This window comes from bacterium, from assembly GCA_021372775.1.
Classification (GTDB): domain Bacteria; phylum Acidobacteriota; class Polarisedimenticolia; order J045; family J045; genus JAJFTU01.
The window spans coordinates 1-16,786 of record JAJFTU010000410.1 but is presented as its reverse complement, the minus strand read 5'-3'; the positions used below and the strand labels follow the sequence as shown (position 1 = coordinate 16,786).

Here is a 16,786-nt window from a genome sequence, read left to right as displayed (position 1 = left end):
AATCTCCGGCCGCCCTCCGCCGCTCAGCGGTGGTTGCCGTTCGACGGCCGGCCGACCCGCGCCGAACCGGGGCCGAGCATGTCGTCGATCCGCCGCAGCAGCGCCCGCTCGGCGCGGACGCCGCAGCTGTCCGACGCCCGCAGCGACGCCCTAAAGACGCCCGCCCGCTCGAGCTCGAAGTAGACCGTCGTCTGGCCCGGCGACTCCGCCAGCAGCGCCTGCAGCCGGGCGACGCCGTCCGGCGAGAGCTCCTCGGGCAGCCGGATCGTGATCCCCTCCAGGACGCGCGTTTCGGCCGCGTCGAGCGGCGTGACGGTCTCGGCGAGAACCCGCGCCTCCTTCCCGTCCTCCGTCGCCTCCGACCGGCCGCGGACCACGACCGCCTTGTCGTCCTCGAGCTGCTCGCCGATCTCGCGGTAGAGCTTCGGGAAGACGACGACTTCGGCGTGCCCGGTCGTGTCCTCCAGCGTGAAGACCGCCATCCACTCCGACGGCCGCCCCTCCTTGGGCTTCGTCTGCTTCTTCTTGAGCTTGGTGATCAGCCCGCCGACCGCGACCTCCTCCGCTCCCTTGAGGTCGGCGAGTTGGTGGCTCGTCACGTCGGAGAGCCGGTCCTGCACCGCCTCCAGCGGATGCCCGGCGAGGTAGAACCCGAGCGACTCCTTCTCGCCCGCCAGCCGCTCGCGGTCGTTCCAAGGCGGGACCGCCGGCAGCGGCGGGTCCACCGGCGCCGCGGCCGCCCCCGCGTCGTCGCCGAAGAGCGACCCCTGTCCCGAGTCGCGGTCCTCGGCCGCGCGCGCCGCGCGCTCCAGCGCGCCGTCGATCCCGGCGATCAGCGCCGCCCGGTCGCCGAGCTCGTCGAGCGCCCCCGACTTCACGAGCGCCTCGATCGCCTTCCGGTTGAGCGCCTTCCGGTCCACCTCGCGGCAGAAGTGGTCGAGCGACTCGAACCGCCCGACGCGTCCCCGCGCCTCGAGGATCTTCTCGACCGGCCCCTCGCCCAGCCCCTTCACGGCCTCGAGGCCGAAGCGGATCGCTCCCTTCTCGACCGTGAACCAGCGCCCGGAGGAGTGGACGTTCGGGCCGAGGATCTGGATCCCCTTCCCCTTCACCTCGTTGATGTACTCGACCAGCTTGTCGGTGCTGCTCTGCTCCGACGTCAGCACGGCCGCCATGAAGTGGAGCGGGAAGTGCGCCTTGAGGTAGCCGGTGTGGTACGCGACCAGGGCGTAGGCGGCGCTGTGCGACTTGTTGAAGCCGTACCCGGCGAACTTCTCGATCAGGTCGAAGATCTCCTTCGCCTGCTGCGCCGGAACGCCGCGCTCCTCCGCCCCCTTCACGAAGATGGCCGAGTGCTTGGCCATCTCCTCGACCTTCTTCTTCGCCATCGCCCGGCGCAGCAGATCGGCGCCGCCGAGCGTGTAGCCGCCCATGATCGAGGCGACCTGCATCACCTGCTCTTGGTAGACGATGACGCCGTACGTCTCCTTCAGCACCGACTCGAGCATCGGGTGGAGGTAGCTCACCTTCACCTGCCCGTGCCGCCGCTTGATGAAGTCGTCGATCATCCCGCCCTGGATCGGACCGGGGCGGTAGAGGGCGTTGAGGGCGATCAGGTCCTCGAACTTGTCGGGGTGCAGCCGCCGCAGGATGTCGCGCATCCCGCTCGATTCGAACTGGAACACCGCCGCCGTGTCGCCGCGCCGGAACAGCTCGAGCGTCTTCTCGTCGTCGAGAGGCAGCCGCGCCAGATCCGGCGGCTCCAGGCCGTCGCCGCGGATGTTGTCGAGCGTGTCGGTGATCAGCGTCAGCGTCTTCAGGCCGAGGAAGTCCATCTTGAGGAGGCCGATCTTCTCCACCTCGTCCTTGGCCCACTGCGTGACGATGTCGTCCTTGTTCGACTTGTAGAGCGGCGCGAACTCGACGACCGGCCGCGGGGAGATCACAACGCCGGCGGCGTGGATCCCCGGATTCCGCGCCAGCCCTTCGAGCTTCAGCGCGATCTCCAGCGTCTCGCCGAGGACGCCGCCCCCTTCCCGGATCTCCTTCAGCTTCGGCACCGCCTCGATCGACGGGCCGAGCTCCACCCCCGGGCCGTCCGGCACCAGCTTCGCCAGCTTGTCGGCCTCGGTGAACGGCACGTCGAGGACGCGCGCGGTGTCCTTGATCGCCGCCTTCGCCGCCAGCGTCCCGAAGGTGATGATCTGCGTGACGTTCTCCCGCCCGTACTTCTCGGTGACGTACTCGATCACCTCGCCGCGGCGGCGGAAGCAGAAGTCGACGTCGATATCGGGCATCGACACGCGTTCGGGGTTCAGGAAGCGCTCGAACAGCAGGTCGTACTGCAGCGGGTCGATGTCCGTGATGCCGAGGCAGAAGGCGACGAGCGAGCCGGCCGCCGAGCCGCGGCCCGGGCCGACCGGGATCCCCCGCTCGCGCGAGGCGTGGATGAAGTCCCAGACGATCAGGAAGTAGCCCGGGAACCCCATCTGGACGACCGTCTCGAGCTCGCGCGCCAACCGCGCGTCGTAGTCCTCGAGCGGATGGCGGAGCAGCCCCTCCGCGGCGAGGCGCACCCACTCCTTCCGCCGCTCGGCGAACCCCTCGGCCACCTTCTTCCGGAAGTAGCTCTCGGTCGTCTCGCCTTCGCCCACCGGGAACGCCGGCACGAAGTGCTGCCCCATGTCGATCTTGACCGAGCAGCGCTCGGCGATCTCGGCGGTGTTCGTCAGCGACTCGGGGATCCAGCCGAACCGCTCGAGCATCTCGTCTTCGGACTTGAAGTAGTGCTCCTTGGAGTAGGTCATCCGCCCCGGTTCGTCCCGCTTCCGGCCGGTGCCGATGCAGATCAGGACGTCGTGGGCGGCGTGGTCCTCGGCGCGCAGGAAGTGGCAGTCGTTCGTGGCGACGACCTTCAGCCCCTTCTCCTTCGCGATCGCGGCGAGGCCCTTGTTGATCAGCTCCTGCCCCTCGATCCCGTGGTCCTGCAGCTCGAGGAAGAGGTTCTCCGGCCCGAAGATCTCGAGGTGCTCCTCCACCGCGCGGCGCGCGCCGTCCATGTCGCCGTGCAGCAGGCAGACCGGGACCTCGCCGGACATGCAGGCGGTCAGCGCGATCAGCCCCTCGTGGTGCTTGCGCAGCAGTTCCTTGTCCACGCGCGGCCGGTAGTAGAACCCTTCCAGATAGCCGGCGCTGGTGAGGTGGATCAGGTTGCGGAACCCGACGTCGTTCTCCGCCAGCAGGACGAGGTGGTAGTACGGCTTCCCCTTCCCGCCCTGCAGCGGCGTGCGGTCGCGGCAGGAGCCGGGCGCGACGTACATCTCGCAGCCGAGGACCGGGCGGATCCCCTGCGCGATCGCCTCCTTGTAGAGGGCGACGACGCCGAACATATTGCCGTGGTCGGTGATCGCGACCGCCGGCATCTCCAGCTCTTTGGCGCGCTTGACCAGCTTCGGGATCTGCTGGGCGCCGTCGAGCAGCGAATACTCGGTGTGGTTGTGCAGGTGGACGAAGTTCGAAGGCACGTGCGGGACCTCGGAAGCGCGCCGGAGGCGGACGCCGCCCGCGGGCGCGCGCAACGAGGCGAGAATACCACCCGCGCCGCGGCCGCCGCCCGCCTTCGGCGCCGCGCGGCGCGATTGCCGGCGGCGGCGGCACGTTTCGCGCCGCGGCCGCCCCGATCAGCGGCCGCGCCGCGCGCTCATTCCCACTCGATCGTGGCCGGCGGCTTGCTCGACACGTCGTAGACGACGCGGTTGACGCCCCGCACCTCGCCGACGATCCGCCCCGCGATCCGCGACAGCAGCTCGTGCGGGAGACGCGACCAGTCGGCGGTCATGAAGTCGTCGGTGTCCACGGAGCGCAGCGCGATGACTTCCTCGTACGTCCGGCCGTCGCCCATCACGCCGACCGTCTTCACCGGGATCAGCACCGCGAACGCCTGCGCCGTCTTGGCCATCCAGCCGGAGCGATCCAGCTCCTCGCGCAGGATGGCGTCGGCCTCGCGCAGCTTCGTCAGCCGCTCCTCGGTCACGGCGCCGATGATCCGCACCGCCAGCCCCGGCCCGGGGAACGGGTGCCGCTGCACGAACGCCTTGTCGAGCCCCAGCTGCACGCCGAGCGCGCGGACCTCGTCCTTGAACAGCCAGCGCAGCGGCTCGAGCAGCTTGAGCTTCATCCGCTCCGGCAGGCCGCCGACGTTGTGGTGCGTCTTGATCGTCGCCGAAGGCCCCGCGACCGCCGACGACTCGATGCGGTCGGGGTAGATCGTCCCTTGCGCCAGCCAGGCGGCCCCTTCGACCTTCGCCGCCGTCTCCTCGAAGACCTCGACGAAGACGCGGCCGATGATCCGCCGCTTCTTCTCCGGATCGTCCACGCCGTCGAGCTCCTTCAGGAACCGGGCGCGGGCGTCGATCATCGTCACCGGCAGGTGGTAGCGGTCCTGGAAGGTCGAGACGACCATCTCCGCCTCGTTCTTCCGCAGCAGACCGTTGTCCACGAACACGGCGCGCAGCCGGTCGCCGAGCGCCCGGTGGACCAGAAGGGCCATCACCGAGGAATCGACGCCGCCGGAAAGCGCGCAGATGACCCGCTCCTCGGCGCCGACCGCGGCCCGTATCTCCTCCACCGCCCGCCGCTCGTACGCGGCCATCGTCCAGTCGCCGGAGCAGCCGCAGATGTCGCGGCAGAACGACTTGAGCAGCTTCGCGCCGCACTTGGTGTGCCGGACTTCGGGATGGAACTGCACGCCGTAGCGCCGCTTCTCCTCGTCCTCGACCGCGGCGTACGGCGCGCTGTCGGTGCGCGCGACGACGCGCATTCCCGGCGGCAGCTCCTTGATGCTGTCGCCGTGGCTCATCCAGACGACGCTGCGGAACGGCCACTCCCCGAGCAGGCTCGACTTCTCGCACAGCTCCAGTTCCGCGCGGCCGAACTCGCGCTCCGCCGCCCGCTCGACCCGTCCGCCGGTGCGGAAGACGAGCAGCTGCATGCCGTAGCAGATGCCGAGGATCGGCAGCGGCGCGGCGAGGACCTCGTCCGGAACGGTCGGCGCCCCGTCCTCGTAGACCGACGACGGACCGCCGGAGAGGACGATTCCGCGCACGCCGGGCTCCTTGATTCGCTCCGCGGCGCGGTTCGGGGGGACGATCTCGGCGTACACCCCGGCCTCGCGCACGCGCCGCGCGATCAACTGGGTCACCTGGCTGCCGAAATCGACGACGACGATCGTCTCCTTGACTTCCACGAGTCCTCCAAAACTCAGTTCAGCGCCGCGCGGTCGCGGCAAGGCTCAGCACGACGCGGGTCAGCGCCGCGCGGGGGTCGCGTCCCGACTTCAGCATACCGTCGGCCACGACGCACGCCGCGAGCGCCCGGTCGGCCCGGGGGCCGATCCGCCGCGCCGCGCGTTCGTACTTCTGCGCGATGAAGGGGTGGCAGCCGAGCGCCGACTGCACGTCGTTCTCGCCGCCGCCCCGTCCCACGGCGCCGGCCGCGAGGGCCAGCCGCCGCACGATCGCCGCCATCCGCCCGAGCAGCGCCAGCGGCGCGCCGGCGTCCGCGCCGGCGAGATGCCGGTCGAGCGCCTCGAGCGCGGCCGCCGCCTGCCCGTTGAGCAGCGCGTCCTCGAGGGCGAAGGCGCCCGCGACGCGCGTCGGGCCGAGCGCCAGCTCGACCAGCGACTCGTCGACCTCGGTCTTCCCGCGCCCCGCCCCGTCGGCGAGGAGCGCCAGCTTGTCCAGCTCGCGGGCGGCGAGCGAGGTGTCGGCGCCGCAGGCGTCGGCGAGCAGCTGCACGGCGCGGGGCGAGAGCCGCAGCCCCCGCTCCGACGCGCGCTCGCCGAGCCAGCGCGGCATATCCCGTTCCTTCGGCTGCGTGCATTCGAGGATCAGCCCCTTCTGGCCGATCTTCTTCGCGATCCCCAGCCGCCCGTCCATCTTCTGCGTCGCCAGCGCGAGCAGCGCGTGCTCCGGGGCGTGCTCGACGTACCGCTCGAGCAGCCGCTGCGCGTCCTCGTCGCCCCCCGCGCCGAGATAGCCGCCGCCGGCGACGATCACGACGCGCCGGCCGCCGAGCAGCGGCGCGGTCCGCGCCGCGTCGAGGGCGCGTCCGAGCGCCGCCGCGTCGTCGTCGCCGCACTCGAACCGCTCGATGCCGGTCGCGCGGTCCTCCTCCGGCACGGCGGCGAGGATCATCCGCAGCGCCCGCTCCTTCGCCTCGTCGTCGTCGCCGCAGACGACGACGACCGCCGGCCACGTCGCCGAGGCGAGCGCCGCTTTGAGATCCGGGAGGCCGGCGCCCTTCACCTCAGAACCCCTCCAGCAGCGAGGTCACGGCGGAGCGGGCGAAGTCGGCGGCGATCTGTTCGAGGGCCAGGATCTCGGGGTCGTACTGCTGGGTCGCCGTCGCCGGCAGGTCGTACTGCTCGCGGAAGACGAAGTGGTTCTGCGACCAAAGGACCTTCTCCGGCGAGGCCTGCACGAGCCGCAGGCGCGCCGTGACGGTCACTTCGACGCGGTCGGTGCGGCCGGTCGCCGAGAACTTGACCGGGTCGGCCCGGAACGTCTCGATCGTTCCCTCGAGGATCACGTCCGCCCCGCGGCTGTCCGGGACCGCCGCGAGGCGCGCCCGCTGGACGATCTCCGTGGTCAGCGCCTCCGACACGCGCTGCGAGAGGCGCGGCCGGTCGGTCTGGTTGCCGAACGGCGGGACGGCGATCGTCTTCGCCGTCGCCGGGATCGCCGACGACGCGCCGCCCCCCGTGCCGGCGATGTGGTAGCCGGCGCATCCGGCGAGCGCGCCGAGCGCGACGGCGAGGGCGGCCAAACGGAGCGCGCGGCGCATCCGCTACCCCTTCACCACGAGGTTGAGCAGCCGGTCGGGCACCAGCACGACCCGCACGAGCTGCTTCCCCTCGAGATGCCGGGCGATGTTCGGATCGGCCTGCGCCGCGGCGAGCGCGACGTCCTGCTTCGCGCCGCGCGGAACGGTCACCTGCCCGCGCAGCTTGCCGAGCACCTGCACCGGCAGGACGACCTCGTCCTCGACCAGCAGCGCCGGATCGGCCTCCGGCCACCTCCGCCGCCCGATCAGCGTCGGCCAGCCGAGCTTCTCGTTCATCTCTTCGGCGAGGTGCGGCGCGAACGGCGCGAGCAGCCGCGCGAGGGCGTGGAGCGCCTCGGCCACGGCGGCGCCCTTCGGCGACGCCGGGTCCGGATCGTCGTCCTTCCCCTCGGTCTGGCGGTACAGCTCGTTGACCAGCTCCATCTGCGCGGCGATCGCCGTGTTGAGCTGGATCTCCCGCTCGAGGTCGCGCGTCACGCGGGCGATCGCGTGGTGCGTCGCCTTGCGCAGCTTCAGCGCGTCGGCGTCGGCGGCGACCGCGGCCGGGTCGGCCGGCGTCTCCGGCAGACGGCCGAGCGCGGGCGCGAACCGCTCGAAGAGGCGCGCCACGCGCTGGACGAAGCGGTGCGGCCCTTCGATCGCCGAGTCCTTCCACTCGAAGTCGAGCGCCGGCGGACCGCCGAAGAGCACGGCGAGGCGGACCGCGTCGGCGCCGTACCGCTCGACGAGGTGGTCGAGGTCGGCGTCGTTGACCTTCGACTTCGACATCTTGTCGAGGTGGACGTCGAGCGCCGCGCCGCACTTCGGGCAGCGCGGCGAGCCGGAGGTCGTGTCCACCTCCGAGACGCGGACGTAGTCGTGGACCGGGCAGCGGTAGGACGAGGCGCGGACCATTCCCTGCGTGAACAGGCGCTTCGCCGGCTCCTCCGTCGGGAGCAGGCCGAGGTCCTTGAGGAACATCGTCCAGAAGCGGAAGTAGATCAGGTGCCCCGTCGCGTGCTCGGCGCCGCCGATGTAGAGGTCCGCCGGCATGAAGTGGGCCGCGGCGGCCGGATCGAACGGGGCCTTGTCGTTGCGCGGGTCGAGGTAGCGCAGGAAGTACCACGACGAGTCCACGAAGGTGTCCATCGTGTCGGTCTCGCGCCGCGCGGCGCCGCCGCACTTCGGGCACGACGTCTCGACGAACTCCTTGATCTGCGCCAGCGGGCTGCCGGTCTGCCCCTTCCAGTCCGGGACCTCGGGCAGAACGACCGGGAGCTGGTCGTCGGGAACCGGCACGATGCCGCAGCGGCCGCAGTAGACGACCGGGATCGGCGTGCCCCAGTAGCGCTGCCGGGCGATGCCCCAGTCGCGCAGCCGGTACTGGATCTCGGCCCGGCCGAACCCCTTCTCCTCGGCGTAGGCCGACATCTTCCGCCGGGCTTCCTCGGTCGTCAGGCCGCTGAACGGGCCGGAGTTCTCGAGGACCCCCTGCTCGGTGTAGGCGCGGTCCATCGTCGCGCCGTCGGCCAGCTTCCCGCCCTCGGCGCGGACGACCGGCGTCACCGCCAGGCCGTACTTGGCCGCGAACTCGAAGTCGCGCTGGTCGTGCGCCGGCTGGGCGAAGACCGCGCCGGTGCCGAACTCGGCGAGCACGAAGTTGGCCGTCCAGATCGGGACCTTCTCCCCGTTGAACGGGTTGACGGCGTGCCGCCCGGTGAAGACGCCGACCTTCTCCTTCTCGTCCGGAGGCAGCGACGGCCCCTTCGTCTCGGCCTCGACGAACGCCCGCACGGCCGCTTCCTGCGGCGTGCCGGCCGCGAGCGGAAGCGTCAGCGGATGGCCGGCGGCGATGAAGACCGCCGAGCAGCCGTAGACCGTGTCCACGCGCGTCGAGAAGACCTCGATCGCGTCGTCCGAACCGTCCACGCGGAAGGCGAAGCGGCAGCCGTGGCTGCGGCCGATCCAGTCCCGCTGCGCGGTGATCACCCGCTCCGGCCATTCGGCGGCCAGGCCGTCGAGGTTGTCCAGCAGCCGGTCGCGGTAGTCCGTGATCCGCACGAACCACTGGTCGAGCTCGACCTTCTCGACCTGCGTGTCCTCGTGCCGCCAGCAGCAGTTGCTCGGCGTGACCTGCGCCTCGGCGAGGACCGTGGCGCACTTCGGGCACCAGTTGAGGGTCCGCTTGGCGCGGTAGGCCAGCCCCCGCTCGAGCATCCGCAGGAAGAACCACTGGTTCCACTTGTAGTACTCGGGCAGGCAGGTCGTGGTCTCGGTGTCCCAGTCGTAGCTGATCCCGAGCCGCTGCAGCTGCCCCCGCATGTGCTCGATGTTCGCGAGCGTCCACTTCGCCGGCGCCACGCCGTTCTTGATCGCGGCGTTCTCGGCCGGCAGCCCCATCGAGTCCCAGCCGATCGGGTGGAAGACGTTCTTGCCGCGCAGACGCTCGTGCCACGCCACGGCGTCGCCGAGCGCGTAGTTGCGCACGTGGCCGACGTGGAGCCGTCCCGAGGGGTACGGCAGCATCTCGAGGCAGTAGAACTTCGGGCGCGGGTCGTCGCGCCGGGCCTTGAAGACTTCTTCCTTGCTCCAGCGCTCTTGCCAGCGCCGCTCCACCGATCGCGGGTCGTAGGACATGGGCGGACCTTTTGCGACGCGCCGCAAAGGGGCGGCGCGGATCACGTAACGATAACCGCCCCGCCGCGGCCGCTCAACACGGGGACGCGCTCCCCGGCCGCGGATATAATCCCCGCGAACCTTTTCGGAGAGCCGATCCGTGTCCGACGAAACCGCCGCCCAGCGCGAAATCGAAGTCGTCATGGGGACGCGCCGCTACAAGCTCCGCGGCGAAGATCCCGCCGTCCTCGCCGCCCTCGCGGCGAAGGTGGACCGCACGCTGGGCGAGATCGCCGGGCCGAGCGGGAACCCGGACGACTTCCGGACCGCCGTCCTCGCCGCGCTGAACATCGCCGCCGACGAGGAGGACGGGCGCGCCGCGGCCCTCGAGCGGCTCCGGGCGCTGCTGGGCGACCTCCGCGACGCGGAAAGTCGCCTCAAGGCCCTCGACGCGGATCTCTGAGCGTCCCCTTTCGCGAGGCCGCGGCGCTTCCGCGGTTGCCCCGAGCGGCCGCGGACGATCATACTAGGCGCGACCGGCAGGCCTCGAGGCCGTGTTGGCGTCATTGTTCCTTGAGCCAACACAACCCTCACGGGAGCCCGGGCTCCGCGGGCGGTGAGCAGACCGATCCACGTCCTTCGGGACGACCGGACGGCAGCCTAAACCCGCGGGAGGGCGCCCACTTGGTCCAGAGGCTTCATCGACCACGCGCCAGCGGCCTTGAACCGCTTGCCGGTCCTTTACCCGACCGGGGACCATGACTCCTATCCTGCCGCTCATCATCGCCGCCGCCGCGCTGCTCGTCCTGTCGATCGGACTGGCGGCCGCTCTGTCGCGCCGTTCGCGCCTCCTGCGGGAGCAGATCGAACGGGTCGCCGCGCTCGAGGAAGACCAGGAGCGGCGCGTCCGCGAGGAACTGGGCCGCCGCCTCGACCGCGAGCGCCGGCAGCTCCAGCGCGAGCACGAGGCGCGCAAGGCGGAATTCGACAAGACCGCCCGCGAGCAGGCGCAGCGCCAGACGGAGATCGCCGAAAAGCGCCAGGCGCTCGAAGAGCGGGCCGTCGCGCTCGACAGCCGCGCCGAGGACCTCGCGGAGCGGGCCGGGGCGCTCGACGCGCGGAGCGCGGCGATCGACGAGCGGGAGCGGCGGATCGGCGCGTCGGAGGACGAGCTGCGCCGCCAGCTCGAGGCGACCGCCAAGCTGACCACCGACGAGGCGCGGGCCAAGCTGCTCGCCGCGGTCGAGGCCAGCCTGCAGGGGGAGATCGCCCGGCTGACCCAGAAGGCGGCGAACGCCGCCCGCGGCGCGGCCGAGGACGTCGCGCGCCAAGCCGTGATCGCCGCGATGTCCACGCTGCGCGGCGCGGTGGCCGGCGAAGGGACGATCACCCTCCTCACCCTCCCCAGCGACGAAATGAAGGGGCGGATCATCGGCCGCGAGGGGCGGAACATCCGCGCCCTCGAGCACGCGACCGGCGTGGACCTGCTGGTGGACGACACGCCGCGCACGATCATGCTTTCGTCCTGGGATCCGCTGCGCCGCACGGTCGCCGCGCGGGCCCTGCGCAAGCTGGTCGAGGACGGACGGATCCACCCCGCGCGCATCGAGGAGGTCGTCGAAAGGACCCGCGAGGAAGTGGACGAGGAGGCCCGCGAGCGGGGCGAGGCGCTGGCCTTCGAGCTCGGCGTCACCGGCCTGCACGAGCGGCTGGCGCTCCTCGTGGGGCGGCTTTCCTTCATCTCCGACCACGGACAGAACCTGTTTCAGCGCTCCCGCGACGTCGCCCTGCTCGGCGGCGCGATCGCCGACGAGATCCGGATCGGCGGAGACGTCTTGCGCCGCGCCGGCCTGCTGCACGAGGTCGCGCGGGCCGAAAGGACGCTGCTCGCCGCGCCGAGCCCGATCGCCAGCGCCGACCTCGTCACGCGCTACGGCGAAAGCCCCTTGGTCGTGGCGACGATCCGCGCGCTCGCCCAGCCGGCCGACGCCCCGCGCACGCCGCACGGCGTCGTGATGACGACGGCCCGGCGCTTCGTCCTCGCCCGCCCCGGAGCGCGCGACGAGAACCTGCAGCGCCACATGGACCGCCTGCGCGACGTCGAGCAGATCGCCCTCGCCCGCGAGGAGGTCGAGCGCGCGGTCGCGGTGCGCGCCGGGCGCGAGCTGCGGGTCCACGTGCGCGTCGAGGCCCTGCCGGACGAGGCGACGATGATCCTCGCGCGCGACCTCGCGCGCGAAATCGAGCAGAAGATCGACTTCCCCGGCCAAGTCCGCGTGCTCGTGATCCGCGAGACGCGCGCGGTGAGCTACGCGGTCTGACGGCGATGAAACTTCTCGCGATCGGCGACGTCTTCGGCGCGGCGGGGCGCCGCGCGCTTGAAAAGTGGCTCCGCGAGGTCCGCGAAGAGACGGCGGCGGACTTCGTCGTGGTCAACGTCGAGAACCTGCACCACGGCAAGGGGGTCGATCCCCCGGGGGCCCGCGCGGTGCTCGATCTCGGCGCCGACTGCCTCACCAGCGGGAACCACGTCTGGGCGGGCAAGAACCACGACAAGCTGCTGGAGGTCGAGCCGCGGCTGATCCGCCCGGCCAACTACCCCGCCCCCTGCCCAGGCCGAGGCGTCTTCCTCGGCGAGGCGCGCGGCGGCGCGCGGGTCTGCGTCTTCAACCTCGTCGGGCGGGTCTTCATGGCCCCGGTGGACGATCCGTTCCGCGTCGCCGACGACATCGTCCGCGAGCTCAACGGCCACGCCGACGTCGTCGCGCTCGACATCCACGCCGAGGCGACCTCGGAGAAGCTCGCCCTCGCGCTCCATCTCGACGGGCGGGTCGCCGCGGTCTTCGGCACCCACACCCACGTGCAGACCGCCGACGCGCGGGTCCTGCCGCGCGGCGCCGGCTTCATCAGCGACCTCGGCATGACCGGCCCGTACGAGTCGGTCATCGGCCTCGAGGCCGACGGCGTCGTGCGCCGCTTCGCCACCGCGCGGCCGCTGCAGGTCGCGCCGGCCGACGGCGGGCTCGGCCTCCGCGGCGCCCTGTTCGACATCGACGAGACGACCGGCCGCTGCCGTTCCGTCGTCCGGATCGTCCGCGGCGCGGGTGGCCAATGACCCGCGGCGCGGGGCGCGGCCTGTTCGACGATCCCCGCGGCGACGCCGGCGAAGAACCCTCGGCCGCCCCCGGAGCGCGGGGAGCGCCGCTGACCGTCCGGCAGCTCAACCAGCAGTGCGACGCGGCGCTCGGCGACGGGGTCGGCGCGGTCTGGGTCGCCGGCGAGTTGTCCCGCTTCCTCGCCCACGGCTCGGGGCACTGGTACTTCACGCTCAAGGACCCCGACGGCGCGTCGATCTCCTGCGCGATGTGGCGCGGCAAGAACGCGCGCGTCCGCTTCCGCCCCGCCGACGGGCAGGCCGTGCTGGCGCTCGGCCGCCCCGGCGTCTACGCCGAGCAGGGGCGGATGCAGCTCATCGTGGACGTGATGGAGGAGTCGGGGGCCGGCGCCGCGGCGGCCGCGCTGGAGCGGCTGCGCGCCCGCCTCGCCGCCGAAGGGCTGTTCGACGGCGAGCGGAAGAAGCCGATCCCGCGGTTCCCGCGGACGATCGGCGTCGTCACCTCGCTCGACGGCGCCGCGCTGCGCGACGTGCTCAAGGTGCTGCGGCGCCGCTTCGCCGGCGTCTCGATCATGGTCGCGCCGACCGCCGTGCAGGGGCCGGGCGCCCCGGGAGAGATCGTCGCCGCGCTGCGCGCGATCGACGCCCGCGCTCTCGACGCGCTGCTGATCGTCCGCGGCGGCGGCGCGCGCGAGGACCTCGCCGCCTTCGACGACGAGGCGGTCGTCCGCGCGGTCGCCGCCTGCCGCACGCCGACGGTCAGCGGCGTCGGGCACGAGATCGACACCACGCTCGTCGACCTCGCGGCCGACCTGCGCGCCCCGACGCCCTCCGCCGCGGCCGAGCTGGTCGTGCGGGAGCGCGAGGACCTGCTGCAGCGGACGATCGACCTGCGCCGCGAGCTCGGCCGCGCGACGCGCGCCGTCCTCGACGACCGCCGGCGCCGCCTCCTCGCCGCCGTGGGGGCGCGCGGCTTCGCCGCCCTCCCCCGCCGGCTGGCGCGCGTCCGCTTCGCCTCGGCGGAGCTGCCGCGGCGGATGGAGAGCGCCGTCCTCGGCCGGATCCGCGTCCTGACCGCGCGCCTGGCCGCCTGCTCGCGCCGCCTCTCCCCCGAGGCCCGGCTGGGCGCGCTGCGCGGGCTGCGCGCGCGGATGGAGAAGTCGCGGCGCACCGCCGAGGCCGCCGCGGCCGCCCGCTTCGCCGACGCGCGGCGGCGCCTCGCGCGCCTCGCCGCGGCGCTCGACGCCCTCTCGCCGCTGGCCGTCCTGGCCCGCGGCTACGCGCTCGCGCAGCGCGGCGGCCCCGACGGGCCGATCGTGCGCGACGCCGCCGAACTCGCCCCCGGCGAGCCGCTCCACCTCCGCTTCGGCCGCGGAGCGGCGATCGCCGAGGTGCGGCGCGTCCTCGAAGACGCGCCCGGAGAAGAACGATGAGCGAACCGAAAGAGAAGACGCCCCCCGAGCCGACGCTCGAAGAGGCGCTGGCGCGCCTCGAAGAGATCGCGCGCGTTCTCGAGCAGGGGGACCTGCCGCTCGAGAAGAGCCTCGCCCTGTTCGAGGAAGGGGTCGCCCTCTCGCGCCGCCTCGAAGCCCGGCTGTCCGAGGCGGAGACGAAGGTCGAGGTCCTCCTGCGCGGCGAAGCGGGCGAGGACAAGGTCGTCCCGTTCGACGACCGGCGGGAGACGCCGTGAAGCCGGAAGTCGCCGAACTCGACGCCTGGCGGACGCGCTTCGAGGCCGCCCTGTCCGCGGCCCTTCCGCCCGCCGGAGGCCCGCTCTCCCCGCTCCCCGAGGCGATGCGCCACGCCGCGCTGGCCGGCGGCAAGCGGCTGCGGCCGCTGCTCGTCCTTGCCTCCTGCGAGGCGGCCGGCGGGGCGTGGGACGACGCGATCTCCGCGGCGCTCGCGCTGGAGATGGTCCACACCTACAGCCTCGTCCACGACGACCTGCCGGCGATGGACGACGACGACCTGCGCCGCGGCCGTCCCACCGTGCACGTCGCGTTCAACGAGGCGACGGCGATCCTCGCCGGCGACGCGCTGCTGACGCTGGCCTTCGAGACGCTGACCCGCGCCGAGATTCCCGCCGAACGGGTCGTCGCCGAGGTGCGCTGCCTCGCCGGCGCGGCCGGCGCGCTCGGGATGGTCGGCGGGCAGCAGCTCGACCTCTCCGCCGAGGGGAAGCCGGCGACCGAGCAGTTGGTGACCGACATCGACCGGCTGAAGACCGGCGCGCTCCTCTCCGCCGCCTTCGAGCTCGGCGCCCTCGCCGCCGGCGCCCCGCCGTCGTTCGTCGCGACGCTGCGGCGGATCGGCGACGACGTCGGCCTCGCCTTCCAAATCCAGGACGACCTGCTCGACGAGACGGCGACCGCGGAACAGCTCGGCAAGACGCCGGGCAAGGACAAGGAAGAGGGCAAGGCGACCTGGCCGGCCGCGGTCGGCGCCGCCGAGGCCCGCCGCCGCGCCGACGCGCTCCTCTCGCGCTCCCTCGCCGCCCTCGCCGCGCTCGGCCCGGCCGCGGCGCGCCTGACCGCGCTCGTCGAACGGACCGCCGGACGCGCGTCGTGAGCAAGGCCAAGCGCCGGCTCGACGTCGCGCTGGTCGAGGACGGGCTCGCCCCGTCGCGCGAGAAGGCGCAGGCGTTGATCCTCGCCGGCCGCGCGCTCGTGGACGGCGTCCGCCGCGACAAGGCCGGCTTCTCGGTGCCCGAGGGGGCGCGCGTCGAGCTCGCGCCGGGGGAACGGCTCTTCGCCTCCCGCGGCGGGCTGAAGCTCGACGGCGCGCTCGACCGCCTCGGCCTGGATCCCACGGGCCTGCGCTGCCTCGACGTCGGCGCCTCGACCGGCGGCTTCACCGACGTTCTCCTGCGCCGCGGCGCCGTCCACGTCACCGCGGTGGACGTCGGCAAGGGCTTGATCGACCCGCGGCTGGCCGCCGATCCGCGCGTCTTCGTCGTCGAGGAGCTGAACGCCCGCGACATGCGCCCCGAGGACGTGCGGCCGCCGTACGACCTGGCGACGATCGACGTCTCGTTCATCTCGCTGGTCCACATCGTGCCGCGCGTCGTCCCCCTCGCCCCGAACGGCCGCGTCCTGGCGATGGTCAAGCCGCAGTTCGAGGTCGGCCGGCGCGAGGCCTCGCGCGGCGAGGGGGTGATCCGCGACCCGGCGCTCCGCGCCGCCGCGGTGGAGAAGATCGCCCGCGCCTTCGTCGATCTCGGCTGGGGAATCGAGGACGCCGCCGCCTCCCCCGTCGCCGGGCCGAAGGGGAACCGCGAGGTCTTCCTGCTCGCGGCGCCCGGCCCGCGCCTTGAAGAATCGGAATGGCGCGTCAGAATCGTCGCGGAGGTCGGGCGAGATGGGGACTAGACCGCGGGCCGTCGCCGTCTTCTGCAAGCCCCGCGCGCAGGCGCGCGGGCCGCTGCAGCGCGTGGCGGAGGAACTCCGCCGGCGCGGCGTCGAAATGCTGTTCGACGAGAACGCGCGCGAGGCGCTGGGCCTCGAGCGCAGTTTCCCCCGCGAACGCGCGGTCGAGCTGGCCGACCTCGTCGTCTCCGTCGGCGGCGACGGCACGCTGCTCGCCGCGGCGCGCGCCGTCGGCGCGCGGGAGACGCCGATCGTCGGCGTCAACCTCGGCTCGCTCGGGTTCCTCACCGAGACCCGCTGCGAGGACGTTTCCGAGGTCCTCGACGCGGCGCTCGAGGGACGCGCGACGATCGAAGAGCGGCGCGCGCTGCAGATGACGCGGGACGGCGAGGCGCCCCGCCCGGACGGGCTGGCGCTCAACGACGTCGTCCTCGGCAACCAAACGATGGCCCGGCTGACCTCCCTCTCGCTCGCCGTGGACGACGAGTGGGTCACCGACTTCCGCGCCGACGGCCTGATCGTCTCCACGCCGACCGGCTCGACCGCCTACAACCTCGCCGCCGGCGGGCCGCTGGTCTGCCCGAGCGTGGACGCGCTCGTCGCCACGCCGATCTGCCCGCACAGCCTCTCCCAGCGGCCGCTGATCCTCCCCGGAAACGCCAAAGTCTCGATCCGCCTCGCCGAAGGGCAGCCGGCGACCGACATCGTCGTCACGCTCGACGGGCAGGTCAGCTTCCCCTTGGCCCCCGGCGAGACGATCCTCCTCTCCTTCGCCGCGCACCGCGTGCGGCTGATCCACCCCGGCGGGCAGACCTTCTTCTCGACCCTCCGCAACAAGCTCGGCTGGGGACACCCCTGACCGAACCGC

The 16,786-nt window shown here is 72.8% G+C and carries 13 protein-coding genes; 8 read left to right on the top strand and 5 right to left on the bottom strand.

Going from position 1 to position 16,786, the window contains the following annotated elements; all coding sequences use genetic code 11:
• Positions 1 to 23 precede the first annotated feature (23 nt).
• From dnaE to leuS, 5 genes are all read right to left on the bottom strand, one after another.
• Positions 24 to 3,524 (bottom strand): DNA polymerase III subunit alpha, encoded by a 3,501-nt coding sequence (dnaE, locus tag LLG88_14165; GenBank protein ID MCE5248054.1) that lies wholly within the window; start codon positions 3,522 to 3,524, stop codon positions 24 to 26.
• Positions 3,525 to 3,700: 176 nt separating this feature from the next.
• Positions 3,701 to 5,245: a glutamine-hydrolyzing GMP synthase gene (gene guaA / locus LLG88_14160; protein MCE5248053.1), complete on the bottom strand. Its 1,545-nt coding sequence runs from the start codon at positions 5,243 to 5,245 to the stop codon at positions 3,701 to 3,703.
• Positions 5,246 to 5,264: 19 nt separating this feature from the next.
• On the bottom strand, positions 5,265 to 6,305 hold the full coding sequence (gene holA / locus LLG88_14155) for a DNA polymerase III subunit delta (protein MCE5248052.1): 1,041 nt from the start codon (positions 6,303 to 6,305) through the stop codon (positions 5,265 to 5,267).
• Between the two features lies 1 nt (position 6,306).
• Positions 6,307 to 6,843 (bottom strand): CsgG/HfaB family protein, encoded by a 537-nt coding sequence (locus tag LLG88_14150; GenBank protein MCE5248051.1) that lies wholly within the window; start codon positions 6,841 to 6,843, stop codon positions 6,307 to 6,309.
• Between the two features lie 3 nt (positions 6,844 to 6,846).
• Positions 6,847 to 9,459, bottom strand: a complete 2,613-nt coding sequence (gene leuS, locus LLG88_14145) for a leucine--tRNA ligase (GenBank protein MCE5248050.1) — start codon at positions 9,457 to 9,459, stop codon at positions 6,847 to 6,849.
• Positions 9,460 to 9,598: 139 nt separating this feature from the next.
• Here leuS and zapA point away from each other — a divergent pair, with 139 nt between their 5' ends.
• From zapA to LLG88_14105, 8 genes are all read left to right on the top strand, one after another.
• Positions 9,599 to 9,901: a cell division protein ZapA gene (zapA, locus tag LLG88_14140; GenBank protein ID MCE5248049.1), complete on the top strand. Its 303-nt coding sequence runs from the start codon at positions 9,599 to 9,601 to the stop codon at positions 9,899 to 9,901.
• 295 nt (positions 9,902 to 10,196) lie between these two features.
• Entirely contained in the window at positions 10,197 to 11,759 is a 1,563-nt protein-coding gene (locus tag LLG88_14135; GenBank protein MCE5248048.1) for an Rnase Y domain-containing protein, read from the top strand.
• Positions 11,760 to 11,764: 5 nt separating this feature from the next.
• Positions 11,765 to 12,553 carry a YmdB family metallophosphoesterase gene (locus tag LLG88_14130; GenBank protein ID MCE5248047.1) on the top strand — a complete coding sequence of 263 codons (789 nt, stop codon included), beginning with the start codon at positions 11,765 to 11,767 and terminating at the stop codon, positions 12,551 to 12,553.
• Positions 12,550 to 13,986, top strand: a complete 1,437-nt coding sequence (gene xseA, locus LLG88_14125) for an exodeoxyribonuclease VII large subunit (protein ID MCE5248046.1) — start codon at positions 12,550 to 12,552, stop codon at positions 13,984 to 13,986. Before LLG88_14130 ends, xseA begins: the two co-directional genes overlap by 4 nt.
• Complete coding sequence (gene xseB / locus LLG88_14120; protein MCE5248045.1) at positions 13,983 to 14,243, top strand: exodeoxyribonuclease VII small subunit; 261 nt, start codon at positions 13,983 to 13,985, stop codon at positions 14,241 to 14,243. The genes xseA and xseB overlap by 4 nt, the downstream gene beginning before the upstream one ends.
• Positions 14,240 to 15,121 carry a polyprenyl synthetase family protein gene (locus tag LLG88_14115; protein MCE5248044.1) on the top strand — a complete coding sequence of 294 codons (882 nt, stop codon included), beginning with the start codon at positions 14,240 to 14,242 and terminating at the stop codon, positions 15,119 to 15,121. The genes xseB and LLG88_14115 overlap by 4 nt, the downstream gene beginning before the upstream one ends.
• Positions 15,118 to 15,921: a TlyA family RNA methyltransferase gene (locus tag LLG88_14110; protein MCE5248043.1), complete on the top strand. Its 804-nt coding sequence runs from the start codon at positions 15,118 to 15,120 to the stop codon at positions 15,919 to 15,921. The genes LLG88_14115 and LLG88_14110 overlap by 4 nt, the downstream gene beginning before the upstream one ends.
• Positions 15,911 to 16,777: an NAD(+)/NADH kinase gene (locus LLG88_14105; GenBank protein MCE5248042.1), complete on the top strand. Its 867-nt coding sequence runs from the start codon at positions 15,911 to 15,913 to the stop codon at positions 16,775 to 16,777. The genes LLG88_14110 and LLG88_14105 overlap by 11 nt, the downstream gene beginning before the upstream one ends.
• Positions 16,778 to 16,786: the final 9 nt, after the last annotated feature.

What these genes read in the sequence shown, in the direction of transcription:
- LLG88_14150 (MCE5248051.1), bottom strand. Translation starts at nt 6,843, where the DNA reads ATGCGCCGCGCGCTCCGTTTGGCCGCCCTCGCCGTCGCGCTCGGCGCG.
- leuS (MCE5248050.1), bottom strand. Translation starts at nt 9,459, where the DNA reads ATGTCCTACGACCCGCGATCGGTGGAGCGGCGCTGGCAAGAGCGCTGG.
- LLG88_14135 (MCE5248048.1), top strand. Translation starts at nt 10,197, where the DNA reads ATGACTCCTATCCTGCCGCTCATCATCGCCGCCGCCGCGCTGCTCGTC.
- LLG88_14130 (MCE5248047.1), top strand. Translation starts at nt 11,765, where the DNA reads ATGAAACTTCTCGCGATCGGCGACGTCTTCGGCGCGGCGGGGCGCCGC.
- xseA (MCE5248046.1), top strand. Translation starts at nt 12,550, where the DNA reads ATGACCCGCGGCGCGGGGCGCGGCCTGTTCGACGATCCCCGCGGCGAC.
- xseB (MCE5248045.1), top strand. Translation starts at nt 13,983, where the DNA reads ATGAGCGAACCGAAAGAGAAGACGCCCCCCGAGCCGACGCTCGAAGAG.
- LLG88_14105 (MCE5248042.1), top strand. Translation starts at nt 15,911, where the DNA reads ATGGGGACTAGACCGCGGGCCGTCGCCGTCTTCTGCAAGCCCCGCGCG.